The sequence below is a fragment of the Aeromonas enteropelogenes genome (assembly GCF_020097295.1).
In the GTDB taxonomy this organism is placed as follows: domain Bacteria; phylum Pseudomonadota; class Gammaproteobacteria; order Enterobacterales; family Aeromonadaceae; genus Aeromonas; species Aeromonas enteropelogenes.
Map to the genome: position 1 here is coordinate 940,174 of NZ_CP083625.1, position 18,648 is coordinate 958,821.

General features: G+C 60.0%; 16 protein-coding genes. 9 read left to right on the forward strand and 7 right to left on the reverse strand.

Annotated elements, in window-relative coordinates; genetic code table 11:
• Nucleotides 1-52 precede the first annotated feature (52 nt).
• The 4 genes from aceF to ampD all read right to left on the reverse strand — a co-directional run bounded on the left by aceF (nt 53) and on the right by ampD (nt 6,416).
• A complete protein-coding gene (gene aceF, locus LA321_RS04325; RefSeq protein WP_042070796.1) occupies nt 53-1,942 on the reverse strand; it encodes a pyruvate dehydrogenase complex dihydrolipoyllysine-residue acetyltransferase in 1,890 nt (629 codons plus the stop codon).
• A gap of 116 nt (nt 1,943-2,058) precedes the next feature.
• Nucleotides 2,059-4,719 carry a pyruvate dehydrogenase (acetyl-transferring), homodimeric type gene (gene aceE, locus LA321_RS04330; protein WP_042070798.1) on the reverse strand — a complete coding sequence of 887 codons (2,661 nt, stop codon included), beginning with the start codon at nt 4,717-4,719 and terminating at the stop codon, nt 2,059-2,061.
• 84 nt (nt 4,720-4,803) lie between these two features.
• The gene (gene pdhR, locus LA321_RS04335) at nt 4,804-5,568 is read right to left on the reverse strand and encodes a pyruvate dehydrogenase complex transcriptional repressor PdhR (protein ID WP_026456603.1); all 765 of its coding nucleotides are present in this window, start codon (nt 5,566-5,568) and stop codon (nt 4,804-4,806) included.
• A gap of 266 nt (nt 5,569-5,834) precedes the next feature.
• Nucleotides 5,835-6,416, reverse strand: coding sequence for a 1,6-anhydro-N-acetylmuramyl-L-alanine amidase AmpD (ampD, locus tag LA321_RS04340; protein WP_042070800.1), 582 nt, complete (start codon nt 6,414-6,416; stop codon nt 5,835-5,837).
• A 23-nt stretch (nt 6,417-6,439) separates the two neighbouring features.
• Here ampD and LA321_RS04345 point away from each other — a divergent pair, with 23 nt between their 5' ends.
• The 9 genes from LA321_RS04345 to yacG all read left to right on the forward strand — a co-directional run bounded on the left by LA321_RS04345 (nt 6,440) and on the right by yacG (nt 14,277).
• Nucleotides 6,440-6,910: a retropepsin-like aspartic protease family protein gene (locus tag LA321_RS04345; protein WP_042070802.1), complete on the forward strand. Its 471-nt coding sequence runs from the start codon at nt 6,440-6,442 to the stop codon at nt 6,908-6,910.
• A 3-nt stretch (nt 6,911-6,913) separates the two neighbouring features.
• Nucleotides 6,914-7,771 (forward strand): carboxylating nicotinate-nucleotide diphosphorylase, encoded by an 858-nt coding sequence (gene nadC, locus LA321_RS04350; protein ID WP_042070804.1) that lies wholly within the window; start codon nt 6,914-6,916, stop codon nt 7,769-7,771.
• Nucleotides 7,772-8,145: 374 nt separating this feature from the next.
• Nucleotides 8,146-8,580, forward strand: coding sequence for a pilin (locus LA321_RS04355; RefSeq protein ID WP_042070808.1), 435 nt, complete (start codon nt 8,146-8,148; stop codon nt 8,578-8,580).
• Nucleotides 8,581-8,583: 3 nt separating this feature from the next.
• Nucleotides 8,584-10,290, forward strand: coding sequence for a PilB family type IVa pilus assembly ATPase TapB (gene tapB / locus LA321_RS04360; protein ID WP_042070810.1), 1,707 nt, complete (start codon nt 8,584-8,586; stop codon nt 10,288-10,290).
• A gap of 221 nt (nt 10,291-10,511) precedes the next feature.
• Nucleotides 10,512-11,753 (forward strand): type II secretion system F family protein, encoded by a 1,242-nt coding sequence (locus tag LA321_RS04365; RefSeq protein ID WP_026456598.1) that lies wholly within the window; start codon nt 10,512-10,514, stop codon nt 11,751-11,753.
• A gap of 66 nt (nt 11,754-11,819) precedes the next feature.
• A complete protein-coding gene (locus LA321_RS04370) occupies nt 11,820-12,695 on the forward strand; it encodes a prepilin peptidase (protein WP_042070812.1) in 876 nt (291 codons plus the stop codon).
• A 3-nt stretch (nt 12,696-12,698) separates the two neighbouring features.
• Complete coding sequence (gene coaE / locus LA321_RS04375; protein WP_042070814.1) at nt 12,699-13,313, forward strand: dephospho-CoA kinase; 615 nt, start codon at nt 12,699-12,701, stop codon at nt 13,311-13,313.
• Nucleotides 13,314-13,350: 37 nt separating this feature from the next.
• Nucleotides 13,351-14,073: a cell division protein ZapD gene (gene zapD, locus LA321_RS04380; RefSeq protein WP_042070816.1), complete on the forward strand. Its 723-nt coding sequence runs from the start codon at nt 13,351-13,353 to the stop codon at nt 14,071-14,073.
• Between the two features lie 9 nt (nt 14,074-14,082).
• A complete protein-coding gene (gene yacG, locus LA321_RS04385; protein ID WP_026457308.1) occupies nt 14,083-14,277 on the forward strand; it encodes a DNA gyrase inhibitor YacG in 195 nt (64 codons plus the stop codon).
• Nucleotides 14,278-14,339: 62 nt separating this feature from the next.
• On the opposite strand, the gene mutT is transcribed toward yacG, so the two are convergent.
• The 3 genes from mutT to LA321_RS04400 form a co-directional block, all read right to left on the reverse strand.
• Nucleotides 14,340-14,735 carry an 8-oxo-dGTP diphosphatase MutT gene (gene mutT, locus LA321_RS04390; protein WP_042071005.1) on the reverse strand — a complete coding sequence of 132 codons (396 nt, stop codon included), beginning with the start codon at nt 14,733-14,735 and terminating at the stop codon, nt 14,340-14,342.
• A 90-nt stretch (nt 14,736-14,825) separates the two neighbouring features.
• Complete coding sequence (gene secA, locus LA321_RS04395) at nt 14,826-17,546, reverse strand: preprotein translocase subunit SecA (RefSeq protein ID WP_042070818.1); 2,721 nt, start codon at nt 17,544-17,546, stop codon at nt 14,826-14,828.
• Nucleotides 17,547-17,605: 59 nt separating this feature from the next.
• The gene (locus LA321_RS04400; RefSeq protein WP_042025086.1) at nt 17,606-18,511 is read right to left on the reverse strand and encodes a M23 family metallopeptidase; all 906 of its coding nucleotides are present in this window, start codon (nt 18,509-18,511) and stop codon (nt 17,606-17,608) included.
• Between the last annotated feature and the right edge of the window lie 137 nt (nt 18,512-18,648).

An 18,648-nucleotide genomic window follows, 5' to 3' on the forward strand; every position in this document is an offset into this window, starting at 1 on the left:
CTGTTAACGAAATGAGAAGTAAAAAGGGCAGGCTCTGGGCCCGCCCTCTCACTTACAGGACCAGTCGACGAATGTCGGACAGTACGCCATTCATTGTGGTGATGAAGCGAGCTCCATCGGCACCATCGATGACGCGGTGGTCGTAGCTCAGAGCCAGCGGCAGCATCAGACGCGGCACGAACTCCTTGCCGTTCCACTTCGGCTTCATCTCGGACTTGGAGACGCCCAGGATGGCCACTTCCGGCGCGTTGACGATCGGGGTAAAGCTGGTACCACCGATGCCACCCAGGCTGGAGATGGTGAAGCAGCCGCCCTGCATGTCGGACGCGGTCAGCTTGCCGGCGCGAGCCTTCTTGGAGATCTCGGCCAGATCGCGGGACAGCTCGATGATGCCCTTCTTGTTGACGTCGCGCACAACCGGCACAACCAGACCGTTGGGGGTATCCACCGCCACACCGATGTGGATGTACTTCTTCATGATCAGCTTGCTGCCGTCTTCGGACAGGGAGCTGCAGAAGCGCGGATGGGCTTCCAGGGCCTTGGCGGCGGCTTTCAGGATGAACACCAGCGGGGTGATCTTCACGTCCAGCTTCTGCTTCTCGGCCAGCACGTTCTGCTCTTTGCGGAACGCTTCCAGCTCGGTGGTATCGGCTTCGTCGAACTGGGTGACATGAGGGATCATGGCCCAGTTGCGGTGCAGGTTCGGACCGGAGATCTTCTGGATGCGGGTCAGTTCGACCTCTTCCACGTCACCGAACTTGCTGAAGTCGACCTTCGGCCACGGCAGTACGCTCATGCCGTTGCCAGAGCCTTGACCTGCAGCCGGTGCGGACTCGGCGCGCTTGACCGCATCCTTCACATAAGCCTGCACGTCTTCTTTGACGATGCGGCCCTTGCGACCGGAGGCCTTCACCTTGGCCAGGTTGACGCCGAACTCGCGAGCCAGACGGCGTACCGCCGGAGAGGCGTGGACATAGGCATCGTTGGCGACGAAGTCAGAGGCAGCAGCCTGGGCGACCGGCGCAGGGGCAGCAACCGGAGCAGCAGCGACCGGAGCCGGGGCTGCGGCAGGGGCCGGGGCAGCAACGGCAGCCGGCGCGGCGCCAGCCACTTCGAATACCATGATGAGCGATCCGGTGGAGACCTTGTCACCCGCCTTCACCTTGATCTCCTTGACCACACCGGCGAACGGAGCCGGGACTTCCATGGAGGCCTTGTCACCTTCCACGGCGATCAGGGACTGGTCGGCTTCAACCTTGTCACCCACGGCCACCATGATCTCGGTGACTTCCACTTCGTCACCGCCGATGTCCGGTACGTTGACGTCCTTGGCGGCGGCAACAGCAGGGGCAGCAGCCACGGGGGCGGCAGCCTGAGCCGGTGCAGCGGCAGCAACCGGCGCGGCGCCAGCCACTTCGAATACCATCACCAGGGAACCGGTGGAAACCTTGGCGCCGGCGGCAACCTTGATCTCGACCACGCGGCCGGCGAACGGTGCCGGCACTTCCATGGAGGCCTTGTCACCTTCCACGGCGATGATGGACTGGTCGGCCTCGACCACGTCGCCCACGGCAACCATGATCTCGGTGACTTCGACTTCGTCACCACCGATGTCCGGTACGTGCACGTCCTGACGGGCGGCAGCAGCCGGAGCGGCGGCAGGGGCAGCAGCAACCGGTGCAGCAACTTCTGCAGGTGCGGCGGCAGCGCCTTCGGCTTCGAAGATCATAATCTGGGAACCGGTGGCGACCTTGTCGCCTACCTTGATCAGGATCTCTTTAACGATGCCGGCGGCCGGCGCCGGGACTTCCATGGAGGCCTTGTCGCCTTCTACCGCGATGATGGACTGGTCGAGCTCGACCTTGTCACCTACGGCTACCATGATCTCGGTAACTTCAACCTCATCGGCGCCGATATCCGGCACCATAATCTGTTTGGACATTGTGCTTTATCCTCTTGCGTACATCCGCGTTGCTGGCTGACAGCCTCACGCGCATCTCGCGTTAACCTTTGCAAGACCGTGCCGGGCAGCTTATCCCGGCACGGCACTTGATCCTCTTACGCGTACAGCGGGTTCACCTTGTCGGCGTCGATGCCGTACTTGGTGATGGCCTCGGCCACAACCTGCTTGTCGATCTCGCCGCGCTGGGCCAGCTCGGTCAGGGCAGCAACCACCACGTAGAACTCGTTCACTTCAAAGTGACGACGCAGGTTGGCACGGCTGTCGGAGCGGCCGTAACCGTCGGTACCCAGCACACGGTAGTTCTCGGTCGGAACGAAGGCACGGACCTGATCGGCGAAGGACTTCATGTAGTCGGTCGCGGCGATGGTGGCCTCGGTGCCCAGCACCTGAGCGATGTACGGCACGCGAGCTTCGCTGGTCGGGTGCAGCATGTTCCAGCGATCCGCGTCCTGACCGTCACGAGCCAGCTCGTTGAAGGAGGTGACGCTGAACACGTCGGAGCCGACACCGTATTCGGTGGCCAGGATCTGGGCGGCCTTGCGCACGTGACCCAGGATGGAGCCACAGCCCAGCAGCTGAACCTTGGCCTTGTCGCCGGCCACGGATTCCAGCTTGTAGATACCCTTGCGGATGCCTTCCTCGGCGCCTTCCGGCATGGCCGGCATCGCATAGTTTTCATTGAGAGTGGTGATGTAGTAGAACACGTTCTCCGGGTTCTCGCCGTACATGCGGCGCAGGCCGTCCTGTACGATCACCGCCACTTCATAGGCGTAGGACGGGTCGTAGGAGACGCAGTTCGGGATGGTGTTGGCCAGGATGTGGCTGTGACCATCTTCGTGCTGCAGACCTTCGCCGTTCAGGGTAGTACGACCGGAGGTCGCGCCCAGCAGGAAGCCACGGGCTTGCTGGTCACCGGCTGCCCACGCCATGTCGCCGATCCGCTGGAAGCCGAACATGGAGTAGTAGATGTAGAACGGGATCATCGGGCAGTCGTTGGTGCTGTAAGAGGTCGCAGCAGCCAGCCAGGAGGACATGGCGCCCAGTTCGTTGATACCGTCTTGCAGAACCTGACCCTGCTTGTCTTCCTTGTAGTAGGAGACGATGTCACGGTCTTGCGGAGTGTACTGCTGACCGTGCGGGCTGTAGATACCGATCTGGCGGAACAGACCTTCCATACCGAAGGTACGGGCTTCGTCAGCCAGGATCGGGACGATGCGCTTGCCGATAGACTTGTCTTTCAGCATCACGTTCAGGGAACGCACGAACGCCATGGTGGTGGAGATTTCGCGCGCCTGTTCGCCCAGCAGCGGGCCGAAAGCGTCCAGTGCCGGGATTTCCAGCTTGGTGGTGCTCTCGCGCAGACGGGTCGGTACATAGCCCTTCAGTGCAGCACGGCGGGCGTGCAGGTACTTGTGCTCTTCGGTACCTTCTTCGATCTTCAGGTACGGCAGGTCGGCCAGCTGCTCGTCGGATACCGGCAGGCTGAAGCGGTCACGCAGGTGACGCACGGAGTCCAGCTCCATCTTCTTGACCTGGTGAGCGATGTTCTTGCCTTCGGCCGCTTCGCCCATGCCATAGCCCTTGATGGTCTTGGCCAGGATAACGGTCGGCTTGCCCTTGGTTGCTGCGGCTTTGGAGAAGGCAGCAAACAGTTTGCGAGGATCGTGACCACCGCGGTTCAGGGCGAAGATCTCCTCGTCGGTCATGTCTTTGACCAGGGCGGCGGTTTCCGGATAACGGTTGAAGAAGTGCTCGCGAACATAGGCGCCGTCGCGGGACTTCATGGTCTGGTAGTCACCGTCCACGGTTTCGTTCATCAGCTGGATCAGCTTGCCGGAGGTATCCTTGCGCAGCAGCTCATCCCACTTGCGGCCCCAGATCACCTTGGTGACATCCCAGCCGGCACCGGCGAACAGGCCTTCCAGCTCGTTGATGACCTTGCCGTTGCCGACAACCGGGCCATCCAGACGCTGCAGGTTGCAGTTGACCACGAACACCAGGTTGTCGAGCTTTTCACGCACGGCAACGGTCAGGGCGCCCTTGGCTTCCGGCTCGTCCATCTCGCCGTCACCCAGGAAGGCGTAAACGGTCTGCTCGGAGCAATCCTTGATGCCACGGTCAGTCAGGTACTTCAGGAAACGCGCCTGATAGATGGCGGCGATGGGGCCCAGGCCCATGGAGACGGTCGGGAACTGCCAGAAGTCCGGCATCAGTTTCGGGTGCGGGTAGGAGGGGATACCCTTGCCATCTACTTCCTGACGGAAGTTGTCCAGCTGCTCTTCGGTCAGACGACCTTCAGCGAACGCACGGGCGTAGATGCCCGGGGAGATGTGACCCTGGAAGTAAACCAGGTCGCCACCATCCTTCTCGTTGCGGGCACGGAAGAAGTGGTTGAAGCAGACTTCGTAGATGGTCGCGGAAGAAGCGAAGGAAGACATGTGACCACCCAGGTCCAGGTCTTTCTTGGAGGCGCGCAGCACGATCATCATGGCGTTCCAGCGGATGATGGCGCGAATACGGCGCTCCATCTCCAGGTCGCCCGGGTAGTCAGGCTCTTCGCTGGACGGAATGGTGTTGATGTAATCGCGGTTTGCCTTGGCAGCCACGTCCACACCGCTTGCGCGGGCTTTCTCGGCCAACTGTTCAAGGATGAACTGAGCGCGTTGGGGACCCTCTTCACGCAGCAGGGATTCCAGAGAGGCAAGCCACTCCAGCGTTTCTATCGGGTCCACATCGTTCTTCAGGATATCAGACATGGCTGGTTCCTATTTTGTTGTGATTGCACGGCATTGCACGGCGAAGGGCGCAAGCATTCGACAATAAAAGAAAGCCTTGTGGGATTAGTTTTCCTGCTGACGGATCCGACGCATGGATCGCTGGATCCGGCTGTCTTCCCTCTGCATATCCAACAAGGTGTCCTCGATAAAGGCCAGGTGCTCATGACAAGCAGCTCTGGCCCGCTCCGGAGCCCCCGAAAGAATAGCCTCGATCAGACTCGCACGATGGCGACGGATCTTGGCTACCACTCCCGGGCGGCGATTCAAAATCTCGTTATTTTGCAGAATGTTCTGCTCCAGCATGGGGCTCATGGCCCGCAACAGGTGCAGCAGCACCACGTTGTGGGAGGCCTCGGCCACCGCCAGATAAAACTGGGTCACGGCAGCGGATTCCGCCACCAGCGACCCCAGCTGCCCAGCTTCCTCGATGGAGATCTGCACCTTGCGGATCCGCTCGAAATCTGACTCTGTGCCCCGCAATGCGGCGTAGTAGGCACAGATGCCTTCCAGCGCATGACGGAACTCCAGCAGATCGTAGCGGGCCTCGGGGTGGGTGCTGAGCAGCTCGAACAGGGGATCGGCGATCCCCTTGCTCAGGGCATTCTGCACATAAGTGCCACCGCCCTGACGGCGATAGAGCAACCCGCGCGCCTCCAGCCGCTGGATGGCTTCGCGCAGGGAGGGGCGCGAAACCTGAAACTGGATGGCCAGCTCGCGCTCGGGAGGCAGTTTCTGTCCCGGCTGCAGGCTGCCTTCCAGAATCATCTGTTCCAGTTCGGCGACGATGGCGTCAGCTAACTTGGGTTGCGTGATCTTGCGATAGGGCATGAGGCTACTTTGTTAAATTGGTATTACCAATTTTATGGATGGGGCGAAAATTAGCAGAGGGGCATTGAAAAGTCCACCCAAAAGATGATCTGAATCAAGAATGAAAGGCACCACTTAAGGGGTAAATTGGTGCAAACATGATTTAGCTCATAGAAAATGGTCTTACCAATATTCTTGAGATAGCTCACAAATAACATTTGGATAACCAACAACAAAAATGGCCCGCCACATTGGCAAGCCATTGATTTAAAAAGGCAAAATGAATTTTAATTTTTACAGAAAACGTTGAGTTTCTTGCGAAAATCCTGCCATTGGAAGCTGTCCCCCGGATCCGTCTTGCGCCCCGGTGCGATATCGCAATGACCCACAATTTTTTCCGGAGTGATGGCCGGATAATGGTCACAAATGGCCCGAGCGAGCCCAATCAGCACTGCATATTGCGCCTCCGTGTAGGGAAGCTCATCCGTCCCTTCCAGCTCGATACCGATGGAGAAGTCATTGCATGCCTCCCGCCCCTGCCAACTGGATACTCCCGCATGCCAGGCGCGGGCAGTAAACGGCACATACTGCACCAGTTCGCCATCGCGGCGGATCAGGCAGTGGGCCGAGACCCGCAGCTGATGGATGTCGGCAAAATAGGGATGCGCCCCGGGATCCAGCCTGCCCATAAAGAGATCGTCGATAGAGGGGCCGCCAAACTCGCCGGGAGGCAGACTGATGCCGTGCACCACCAGCAGGGAGATATCGTCCGGTACGGGGCGCTCGTTGTGATGGGGGGACGGAACCCGGCGTGCCTCCCGGCACCAGCCGGCGGCGTCGATGGAAAAATGTGTGTTAGGCTGGGTCATCTTTGGCTCGATATGGATGAGGTATGCAGCAAACGGCGCGCTGGTTCTGGTTACTGGCCTGGCTCTCTCTGATGGGTCTGCTGACCCTCTACTTCCACTCCCGCTCCCAGCCGAGCGTCACCGCCAGCGGCGAACTGCTGCTAAGGGCCGACCAGAGCGGCCACTATCGTCTGGAGGGTGCCATCAACGGTCAGCCGGTGCAACTGCTGCTCGACACCGGCGCCACCCGCATAACCGTGCCGCTGCCGGTCGCCGAACGGCTGGGGCTGCCCGCCCATGGCAGCAGCCAGGTGAATACGGCGGCCGGGATGATCCGGGTCAGCAACGGCACCATCGAAACGCTGGCGATGGGCCCTTTGACCTTGTACGATCTGGCCATCTTCATCAATCCGGCGGCAGAGGGAGACGAGGTGCTGGTAGGCATGAATGCCCTCGGTCGGCTGGAGCTGGTTCAAAAGGAGCGGCAATTGCTGCTCAGACCCTTGCAGGAATAAGGCATGTTTCAACAGGATGTCAGCCGCGCCGTGCGCGCCGCACTACTCGAAGATCTGGGCGATGCCCTCACCACGCTGGACCAGCCGGATGCCAGCGCCGATATCACGGCCCAGCTGATCCCCGCCGATCGCCTCTCCAGCGCCCGGGTCATCACCCGCGAGGCCGGCGTCTTCTGCGGCCAGCCCTGGGTGGATGAAGTCTTTACCCAGCTCGGCGGCGAGGTGAAGGTGGAGTGGCTGGTGCAAGATGGCGAGCGCCTCTCCCCCAATCAGGAGCTGTTCCGCCTCCATGGTCCGGCCCGCCTGCTGCTGACCGGCGAGCGCAATGCCCTCAACTTTGTGCAGACCCTCTCCGGCGTCGCCACCCTCACCGCCCGTTATGTGGCCGAGCTGGAAGAGACCGGCTGCCGACTGCTCGACACCCGCAAGACAATTCCCGGCTTGCGCAGTGCCCAGAAGTACGCCGTCACTTGCGGCGGCGGCAAGAACCACCGCATCGGCCTCTTCGACGCCTACCTCATCAAGGAGAACCATATCCTTGCCTGTGGCGGCATCGCCGGCGCCATCCAGGAGGCCCGCCGCCTCAATCCGGACAAACCGGTGGAGGTCGAGGTCGAATCCCTGACTGAACTGGAGCAGGCGCTGGCCGCCGGCGCCGATATCGTGATGCTGGACAACTTCGGCCTGCCCATGATGCGCGAAGCGGTCGCCATCAATCAGGGGCGTGCCAAGCTGGAGGTCTCCGGCAACGTTACCCTGGAGACTCTGGCCGAGTTTGCCGCGACCGGAGTGGACTATATCTCGGTGGGCGCGCTGACCAAGCATGTTCGGGCGCTGGATCTCTCCATGCGCTTTATCTGAACGGATTGTGACCGTTCCGGCTACGCCAGCCGAATATCCGGCAGATACCATCACCTCTATAGGTAATGGCTTGATAAGGCAGCTAAAACAGACTCATTGAGAGGCCCGTCAACATAACCGGGCCCTCGACTTGCAAAAGGCGCCCTCGGCGCCTTTTCTTTATATGTCGTACCAGCAACAAAAGAAGGGGGAGGCAATTAAGCAGAAACAGGTCAATTTTCGCTCTTTTTTCACCCAAATAGAGGATTGGATCAAAAACTTTAATGACGGGCCTGCGCACTTGTTGCCAACGCCATCCGCTCAGATAAGATATTGACGTGTGGTTAGTTTTCCACCGCCACTTCCCAGGAACAATGGATAAAAGGATATTTAAAATGAAGAAACAGTCAGGCTTTACCCTTATCGAATTGATGATCGTAGTCGCGATCGTTGCCATCTTGGCTGCTATTGCACTGCCGGCGTATCAAAGCTATACAAAACGCGCAAAATTCACTGAAGTGATTTCGGCAACTGGGCCAGCTAAAACCGCTGTTGAAGTATGTGTACAAGGTCACACAGGAGGAGCAAGCACTCTTGCTGCAGACTGTGCAGCATCTGGTTTAGCAGCTGTCTCAGGAGCTTCCGATCTCACTGGAAACTTGGCAAGCGTAGCCGTAACTGATTCTGGTAACGTTGTTACTATCCTTGCCACAGCAAGCAATAATTTGGATGACTCAACCTACTCTTTGGTAACAAATGATCTGACAACTGAAGGTCAGCAAGTATTGTGGACTATTTCAGGTTCTTGCAAGACTGACGGCAAATGCTAACGCATGACCTCTAGCCCCCATAGCGGCCTGGCGATAAGCCTGGCCGCCTCTTCGTTGATCAGCGAAGAGGATTCCCAGCGCTACCTGAGTCAGGCCAAGGCCCAGCGCAAACCCTTCGTGGCATTTCTGGTGGAGAACCAGATCCTCGACAGTAAGGCGTTGGCCGATTTTTGCGAGCTGGAGTATGGGGTACCTCTGCTGGATCTTGCCGCCTTCGATCTGGCCGAGATCCCGCAGAAGTACCTCAATCAGAAGCTGATTGAGAAACACCATGTGCTGCCCATCTACACCCAGGGCCACACCCTCTATATCGCCATGTCGGATCCGACCAATGTGTCGGCACTGGAAGATTTCGGCTTCAGCTTCGGGCTTCATACCGAGGCGCTGCTGGTGGAAGAGAACAAGCTCACCACCGCCATCGGCAAGCTACTGGAAAACGAGACTGACGTACTCGGCATGGAGGAGATCGACGAGTCCGAAATCTCGGATCTTGAGGTCTCCGACGAGGGCAGTCGCCTCGACGAGAGTGTCAACACCACGGACGATGACGCCCCCATCGTCAAATACATCAACAAGATCCTGATGGATGCCATCAAGCGCGGCGCCTCCGACCTGCACTTCGAACCCTATGAGCAGAAGTACCGCATCCGCTTTCGCATTGACGGCATCCTGCACGAGATCGCCACACCGCCAGTCAATCTGGCCAACCGCTTCTCGGCCCGTCTCAAGGTGATGGCGCGGCTCGATATCGCCGAGCGGCGCCTACCCCAGGATGGGCGCATCAAGCTGAAGCTGTCGCGCAACAAGTCGATGGACATGCGGGTCAACACCCTGCCCACCATGTGGGGGGAGAAGATCGTTATCCGTCTGCTGGACTCCTCGGCGGCGCGGCTCAATATCGAACAGCTCGGCTTTGACGATCGGCAGAAAGCGCAATACCTGCGCGCCCTCTCCAAACCCCAGGGGATGATCCTGGTGACCGGCCCAACCGGCTCAGGCAAAACGGTCTCGCTTTATACCGGTCTCAACATTCTCAACACCACAGAGGTGAATATCTCCACCGCCGAGGATCCGGTGGAGATCAACCTGCCCGGCGTCAACCAGGTGCAGGTCAATCCCAAGGCAGGCCTCACCTTCGCCAGCGCCCTGCGCTCCTTCCTGCGCCAGGATCCGGATGTGGTGATGGTGGGGGAAATACGGGATCTGGAAACCGCAGAGATCGCCATCAAGGCGGCGCAAACCGGCCACCTGGTGCTCTCCACCCTGCACACCAACTCGGCGGCCGAGACCCTGACCCGGATGATGAACATGGGGGTGCCCGCCTTCAACATCGCCTCCTCGGTGACCCTGATCATGGCCCAGCGGCTGGCTCGCAAGCTGTGCGATCACTGCAAAGCGCCCGAAGTGGTGCCGGAAGCCGAGTTGCTGGAGCTGGGCTTTACCCCGCAGCAACTGGCGGCGGGGCTGCGGTTGTTCAAGCCGGTGGGTTGCAAGGAGTGCTCGGGCGGCTACAAGGGACGGGTCGGCATCTACGAAATCATGCTGATGTCGGAAAATATCGCAAAATTGATCATGCAGGGAGCCAACTCGCTGCAGATCGCCGCCATCGCCCAGAAGGAAGGGATGCGAACACTGCGCACCTCCGGGTTGGAAAAGGCCCGCCTGGGTGTCACCAGTCTGGCGGAAGTGAACCGGGTCACCACCAACTGACTAAGGGGTGCCCCTCTACGGACAATGCCGGATCCTGCCGTAACGCCTTCTGGAAGCTGGCGACATAAATACGGGATGCCAGAGAGCAAATCGGGCAGGCGCCAAGATGGCCCCCCATCGAATCAGTATCCCGCTGGCAAGTGCCAACCGGGGACCTTGACCAGGTCAATGGCGAAGAGGTGTGAGACACCCTGCGCCCGACCCAATTGCAGGATGCAGTGATGGCAACGCTAACCAACAAGAATAATGCCCCCAAAAAAGTCTTCGCGTTTCGCTGGAGCGGGGTCAACCGCAAGGGCCAGAAAGTTTCTGGCGAACTCCAGGCCGACAGCATCAATACCGTCAAGGCCGAGCTGCGCAAGCAGGGGGTCAATGTCACCAAGGTGGCCAAGAAATCCCAGGGGCTGTTCTCCAAGGGCGGCGCCAAGATCAAACCGATGGATATCGCCATCGTCTCGCGCCAGATCACCACCATGCTCTCCGCTGGCGTACCACTGGTGCAGAGCCTGCAGATCATCGCTCGCAGCCATGAAAAAGCCTCGATGCGCGAGCTGATGGGGATCGTCGCCGCCGACGTGGAGACCGGCACCCCCATGTCGGAGGCGCTGCGCCGCCATCCCCGCTACTTCGACGCCCTCTACTGCGATCTGGTGGAGGCGGGCGAGCAGTCCGGCGCACTGGAGACCATCTACGATCGTATCGCCACCTATCGGGAAAAGTCGGAAGCGCTCAAGTCCAAGATCAAGAAGGCGATGTTCTACCCCACCATGGTCATCCTGGTGGCCATCGTCGTCACCTCCATTCTGCTGTTGTTCGTCATCCCCCAGTTCGAAGACATCTTCAAGAGCTTCGGCGCCGAGCTGCCCATCTTCACCCAGTTCGTCATCGGCATCTCCCGCTTCATGCAGAACTGGTGGTATGTCTTCTTCGGCGGGGCGGCGCTCGCCATCTTCCTCTATGTCCGCGCCTGGCGCGCTTCTCAAAAGGTAAGAGACAACACCGACAAGTTTGTGCTGACCATCCCGGTGGTCGGCATGATATTGCACAAAGCCGCCATGGCCCGCTTTGCCCGCACCCTCTCCACTACCTTCTCGGCCGGTATCCCATTGGTGGATGCACTCATCTCGGCGGCGGGGGCCTCCGGCAACTATGTCTATCGCACCGCCGTCATGGCCATTCGCAACGAGGTGGTGGCGGGCATGCAGATCAATGTGGCGATGCGCACCGTGGATCTCTTCCCCGACATGGTGATCCAGATGGTGATGATCGGCGAGGAGTCCGGCGCCATTGATGATATGCTCTCCAAAGTCGCTACCATCTTCGAACAGGAGGTGGATGATCTGGTGGATGGCCTCACCAGCCTGCTGGAACCCCTCATCATGGTAGTGCTCGGGGTGCTGGTCGGCGGCATGGTGATCGCCATGTACCTGCCCATCTTCAAGCTTGGCGATGTTGTGGGTTGATTCATGAGGGCATGCAGGCCAAGGCCGCCCATGCCCTTTCCTTCATTTGATGACTGACGGTTGGTTATGACACTTCTTATCGAGCTGGCGCACGGCTTGCCCTGGCTCTATCTCTCCCTGGTCTTTCTCTTCTCCCTGATGATCGGCAGCTTCCTCAACGTGGTGATCCATCGCCTACCCATCATGCTGGAGCGGGAGTGGCAGGCCGAGTATCACGGCTACTTCGAGACACAAGCGCCAAACAGCGAGTCGGTTGAGCGTTACAACCTGATGGTGCCGCGCTCCGCCTGCCCCCACTGCGGCCATGCCATCACGGCCTTCGAGAACATCCCGCTCCTGAGCTGGCTCTGGCTCAGGGGTCGTTGCCGGGAGTGTCAGGCCCCCATCTCGACCCGTTATCCCTTGGTGGAATTGCTGACAGCCCTGCTCTCGGTGGCGGTAGCCACGACTCTGCACCCGGGTTGGGGGGTGTTGGCAGCCCTGCTGCTGACCTGGGTGCTGGTGGCGCTCACCTTTATCGATCTGGACAAGATGCTGCTGCCCGACCAGCTTACCCTGCCATTGCTGTGGGGCGGATTGCTGTTCAATCTGCTGGGTGGCTTTGTACCGCTGGCCGACGCGGTGATCGGGGCCATGGTCGGCTATCTGGTGCTGTGGAGCCTCTACTGGGCCTTCAAGCTGCTGACCGGCAAGGAGGGGATGGGTTATGGCGACTTCAAGCTGCTGGCGGCGCTCGGGGCCTGGCTGGGCTGGCAGTCCCTGCCCATCATACTGCTGCTCTCCTCCCTGGTTGGGGCCATCATTGGCATCACGCTGATCGCGCTGCGCAAGCACCATCAGGGCAAGCCCATTCCTTTTGGCCCCTATCTGGCCATCGCGGGCTGGATCGCCCTGCTGTGGGGCGATACCATCACCCGCTGGTATCTCGAAATGGTGCTCTGACCCATGTATGTAGTCGCAATCACCGGCGGAATTGGCAGCGGCAAGACTACGGTGGCCAACCAGTTTGCCGAGCTCGGCATCGACGTGATCGATGCTGACGTCATCGCCCGCGAGGTGGTGGAACCGGGCACCCCGGCCCTGGCCGCCATCGCCGCCCACTTTGGCCCGGATGTCATCGCCTCCGATGGCCGGCTCGATCGCCGCCAGCTGCGCGAGCGGGTGTTCAGCGAACCCGATGCCAAGGCCTGGCTCAATGCCCTGCTTCACCCCCTCATCCGCACCGAGATGCAGCGCCAGTGCGCCGCCGCCCGCACCCCCTATTGCCTGCTGGTGGTTCCCCTGCTGGTGGAGAACAGGCTCGCCGGGCTCGCAGATCGGGTGCTGGTGATCGACGTGGACGAAGCGACCCAGATTGAGCGCACTTGTCGCCGGGATGGCGTGAGCCGGGAGCAGGCCCGAGCCATTCTGGCCGCTCAGGCCAGCCGGGATGAGCGTCTCGCGGTCGCCGACGACATCCTCGACAACCGGGCAGAGGACAAAATGGCAATCAGAACGCAAATTTTGGCCCTGCACCAAACATATCTGGCGTTTGCCTCTCAACAAGCCCAGCAACAGTGAGTACACTAGGCCGGTTTATGGCTGGCCAGGATTAGGCATGATTTACGATTTCCCCCTCAATGAAAAAAGCCGGACTTATCTGCGTCTGGAATCCCTGTTTTCCCAGATCCACGACAATCTGGAGAGTGACCAGTCCTGGGCACATATCGCCTTTTTCAAGGGGCTGTTCGATCTGCAGGAGTTGCTTGAGCGCGGCGATCTGCGGGCCGATCTTATCAAGGATCTGGAACGCCTCAGCCAGCGTCTGAGCCACTGGGCCAACCTGCCCGACGTGGATCTGGAGCAGGTCAAGCTGATGCAGCAAGAGTGCAGCCAGCTCTCCCGCAGCCTGCTGAACGCCCCCCGCCCCGGTGCCCGCCTGAAAGAAGATCGCCTGCTCGGCTCCATCCGCCAGCGTTTCTCCATTCCGGGCGGCCTGTGCGCCTTCGACGTGCCGCAGCTGCACCACTGGCTCGCCACCCCGGCCATCACCCGCCATCAACAGATGCAGGGCTGGCTCAGCGACATCACCCTGATGATGAATGCCATCTCCCTGCTGCTGCGCCTGTGGCGCGAGTCAGGCTGCTTCAGCGATCAGGTGGCCACCAACGGCTTCTTCCAGGACACCGCCGAGAGCGCCGAGCTGATCCGCATCAGACTGGCGGACAACCTGCTGTGCTACCCGACCCTGAGCGGTCACAAGAATCGCTTCGCCCTGCGCTTTCTGCCCACCGCAGAGCAGCAGATTGGCGATGTGCCGTTCCAGCTCGCCTGCTGCTAAGGAGTTCTCATGGTCACCAAGGTCAAGTGCCCTACCTGCAACAGTGAAGTGGAATGGGGCCCGCAGAGCCCGTTTCGCCCCTTCTGCAGCAAGCGCTGCCAGCTGATCGATCTCGGCGAATGGGCCGATGAAGAGAAGCGCATCCCGGGGGAGACAAACCCCGACCTGTTGCCGGATCCGGAAGAGGGCGACCGCTGGCTGTAAGCCGCATCCACCAAGATACAAAAAAGGGCCTGAAGGCCCTTTTTCATTTCCGGATCAGAGGATCAGCCCTGCAGGCGCGCCACTATGGGGCCATTGGCATCGGGGAAGTGATAGTTGTGCAGCTCGGCCACTGGCACCCAGAGACACTCCTGCCCCTCCTTGCCATAGGGCTCGCCGCTAAAACGCGTCACCTTCCAGATATCCAGCAACACCTGCTTCTCGGGATAGTCGTGGTGCAGCTCCATGAAGGGGGAGCAATCCTGTACCCGGATGCCGATCTCCTCCCACAGCTCCCTGTCCAGGGCGGTAAGCAAGTCTTCACCCGACTCAACCTTGCCACCGGGAAATTCCCAGCGATCCCCCTGATGGCGGTCGGAAGATCGCTTTGCGATGAAGATCTCGCCCCGCTCGTTCTCGATGACGCCCACCGCCACCCAGATCCGTTTTTTCTGTTCCATCTCGGTTACCTCGTCAGATACGGCCACTGCGCGTTCCTCATCAATAACAAGGCGGGCACTGGGCCCGCCTCGTGATGGCATCGCGCGTTATCAGGTCAACTGACCGTGACAGTGCTTGTATTTCTTGCCGGAGCCACAGGGGCAGGGATCGTTGCGACCTACTTTCTGCTCGTCCCGCACGAAGGTGGTGTGACCCTCGTCGGAGGCCACCTCTTCACCCGCCAGCTGGTTCTCGGCACTGGCATGGGTGTAGGTGCGGGGAGCAGCTTCCGCCTGCTGGCGCTGCTGGGCCTCCATCGCCTCCACGTCGCGCTCCTGCACCTGAACCCGGCTCAGGATGCTGACCACGTCGCGCTTGAGGGTTTCCAGCATCTGGGTGAACAGATCGAAGGATTCACGCTTGTACTCCTGCTTGGGGTTCTTCTGGGCGTAGCCGCGCAGATGGATGCCCTGACGCAGGTGATCCATGGCCGCCAGGTGCTCCTTCCACAGGCCATCCAGGGTCTGCAGCATCACGGCCTTCTCGAAGTTGCGCAGCACCGCGGTGCCGACCAGCTCTTCCTTGTGGGCGTAGAGCTTGCGAGCCTCATCCAGAATGCGCTCGCGCAGCTTCTCTTCGTAGAGCTTGTCATCCTCTTCCAGCCACTTGACCAGCGGCAGGTCGAGGGAGAAGTCACCCTTGAGGCGAGCTTCCAGACCCGCTACGTCCCACATCTCTTCCAGAGACTGGGGCGGGATGTACTCGTCGATCACGTTGTTGTAGACGTCATCGCGGATCACGTGGATGGTCTCGGAGATGTCATCGGTATCCAGCAGCTCATTGCGCTGCTCGTAGACCACCTTGCGCTGGTCGTTGGCCACGTCGTCAAACTCGAGCAGGCTCTTGCGGATGTCAAAGTTGCGACCTTCCACCTTGCGCTGGGCGTTCTCGATGGCCTTGGTCACCCAAGGGTGCTCGATGGCTTCGCCCTGCTCCATACCCAGCTTCTTCATCATGCCGGTCACGCGATCGGAGGCGAAGATCCGCATCAGGGTATCTTCCATGGAGAGATAGAAGCGGGAGGAGCCCGGGTCACCCTGACGACCGGAACGGCCGCGCAGCTGGTTATCGATACGGCGGGACTCGTGGCGCTCGGTACCGATGATGTGCAGACCGCCAGCGGCCAGTACCGCGTCGTGACGCGCCTGCCAGGCTGCCTTGATCTCACGGATCTGTTCGTCGGTCGGGTTCTCCAGCGCGGCGATCTCCGCCTGCCAGTTGCCACCCAGCACGATGTCGGTACCACGACCGGCCATGTTGGTGGCGATGGTCACGGCGCCGGACTGGCCAGCCTGGGCAACGATCTCCGCTTCCATGGCGTGGAACTTGGCGTTCAGCACCTTGTGCGGGATCTTCTCCTTGGTCAGGATGCCGGAGAGCAGCTCGGAGTTCTCGATGGAGACGGTACCAACCAGCACAGGCTGGCCCCGTTCGACGCAACCACGAATGTCATCGATGATGGCTGCGTATTTCTCATTGGCGGTCAGGTAGACCAGATCGCCCATGTCTTTGCGCACCATCGGCTTGTTGGTCGGGATAACCACGGTATCCAGGCCATAAATCTGCTGGAATTCAAAGGCTTCGGTATCGGCGGTACCCGTCATGCCCGCCAGCTTGTTGTAGAGGCGGAAGTAGTTCTGGAAGGTGATGGAGGCCAGGGTCTGGTTCTCGTTCTGGATCTTGACCCCTTCCTTCGCCTCGACGGCCTGGTGCAGGCCATCGGACCAGCGACGACCCGGCATGGTACGGCCGGTATGCTCGTCGACGATGACGATCTCGTCCTTCTGGACGATGTAATCCACGTTGCGCTCAAACAGGGTATGGGCACGCAGACCGGCATTGACGTGGTGCAGCAGGCTGATGTTGGAGGCGGAGAACAGGGAGTCGTTTTCGTCGAGCAGCCCCTCTTTCTTGAGCAGCTCTTCCACGAAGATCTGGCCGTTCTCGGTCAGCAGCGCCTGGCGGTTCTTCTCGTCCACCGTATAGTGGCCGTCGCCTGTGTACTCTTCGGTGTCTTCCTTGTCCTGCTTGACCAGCAGCGGGATCAGCTTGTTGACACGGATGTAGAGTTCGGAGCTGTCTTCGGCCGGGCCTGAGATGATCAGCGGGGTACGGGCTTCATCGATGAGCACGGAGTCCACTTCGTCCACCAGGGCGTAGTTGAGTGGACGCTGCACGCGCTGTTCCGGCGAGAAGGCCATGTTGTCGCGCAGGTAGTCGAAACCGAATTCGTTGTTGGTACCGTAGGTGATGTCGGCGGCGTAGGCATCGCGCTTCTGGGATGCATCCATGCCCGGTACGTTGCAATCCACCGTCATGCCGAGGAAGGTGAACAGCGGGCGGTTCGCCTCGGCGTCACGCTTGGCCAGATAGTCGTTCACTGTCACCACGTGTACGCCGCGACCGGAGAGCGCGTTCAGATAAGCCGGCAGGGTGGCAGTCAGGGTTTTACCTTCACCCGTCTTCATTTCGGCGATGCGGTTGGAGTTCAGCACCATGCCGCCGATCAGCTGTACGTCGAAGTGGCGCATGCCAAATACTCGCTTGGAGGCTTCGCGCACGGTGGCGAACGCTTCCGGCAACAGCTGCTCCAGGGTCTCGCCCTGCTCCAGACGCTGACGGTACTCGGCGGTCTTTGCCTGCAGTTCGGCGTCGGACAGCGCCTCGAACTGCGGCTCCATCGCATTGATCTGTTTTACAATTTTGCGCAAAGCCTTGAGCGTTCTGTCGTTCCGGCTGCCGATAATCTTGGTAAGCAGTGTGCTAATCATGGGTACCAACTATTTCTGGTTATAAAAGCGTTCCGTCACTGGAACCTGAAGAAAAAAACCTAACCCCGGCTGGCACTCAGAAAGCGTGCGGGGTTGACCTGACGACCGTCTTTCAACACTTCGTAATGCAGATGGACGCCGGTCGCGCGACCGGTACGCCCCATCAAGGCAATCTTCTGACCCTGATCGACCAGGGTACCAACTTCGACCAGCAACTTGGAGTTGTGGGCATAGCGGGTCACCAGGCCATTGCCGTGGTTGATCTCCACCATATTGCCAAACTCCGGATGACGACCGGCCCATCTCACCACACCCGGGCCCGTGGCCAGGATGGGGGTGCCCACCTTGCCACGATAATCCACCCCTTTGTGCATCTTGGCCCGACCGTTGAACGGGTCGACCCGCCCCCCGAAGCCGGACGACACCCAGACCCGCTCCTGCTGGACCGGCGTGCCGGAGATGAAACCGGCATCGGTTATATGGTGATTCATGATGAAAGATTCAAGTACCGACAGCTGCTCTTCACGACTGCTGAGCTGCTGGCTGAGGTGTTTCATGGAGTCCTGCAGCTCGTTGAGGCTGACTTCCAGATCTTCATCGTAGGAAGGACCGCCCATGGGGGGCAGTTCCTTGAAATTGAACTCCTCGGGATCGAGGTCTGCCTGCTCGGTCAGACGTTCACCGAGGGCATTGAGACGCCCCAGCTGCCCCTGCATGGTGCCCACCTGGGCCGCCAGCATGGCAAGTTGTTCACGGGCTTCGTCGCCACTCTGTTTGGCGGATTGCTGCTCGGCCATGGCCAGCGCCAGTTCCAGCGCGTCCATTTTCTGCTGCCAGCTCTGCCAGAGCCAGCCGCCCCCCAGGGCCAACAGGGAGAAAATGATACCGCCGACCCAGGCCAGACGCTGTTTGGGTACGTGCAACTTGCGTCGCTGCTTGCCGTGGAGGATCAGGGTAATGCTCATAGAAATCTGTCTGCTCGGTCAGGTACGGTCCAAGGACTGCACGGGAAATAAAACCGGGAGATAATCGGTATTGAAGGATGGAATAAACAAATGACGGAACGTCGGTGCGGAGAGAGGACCGACGTTCCGTTGCACAG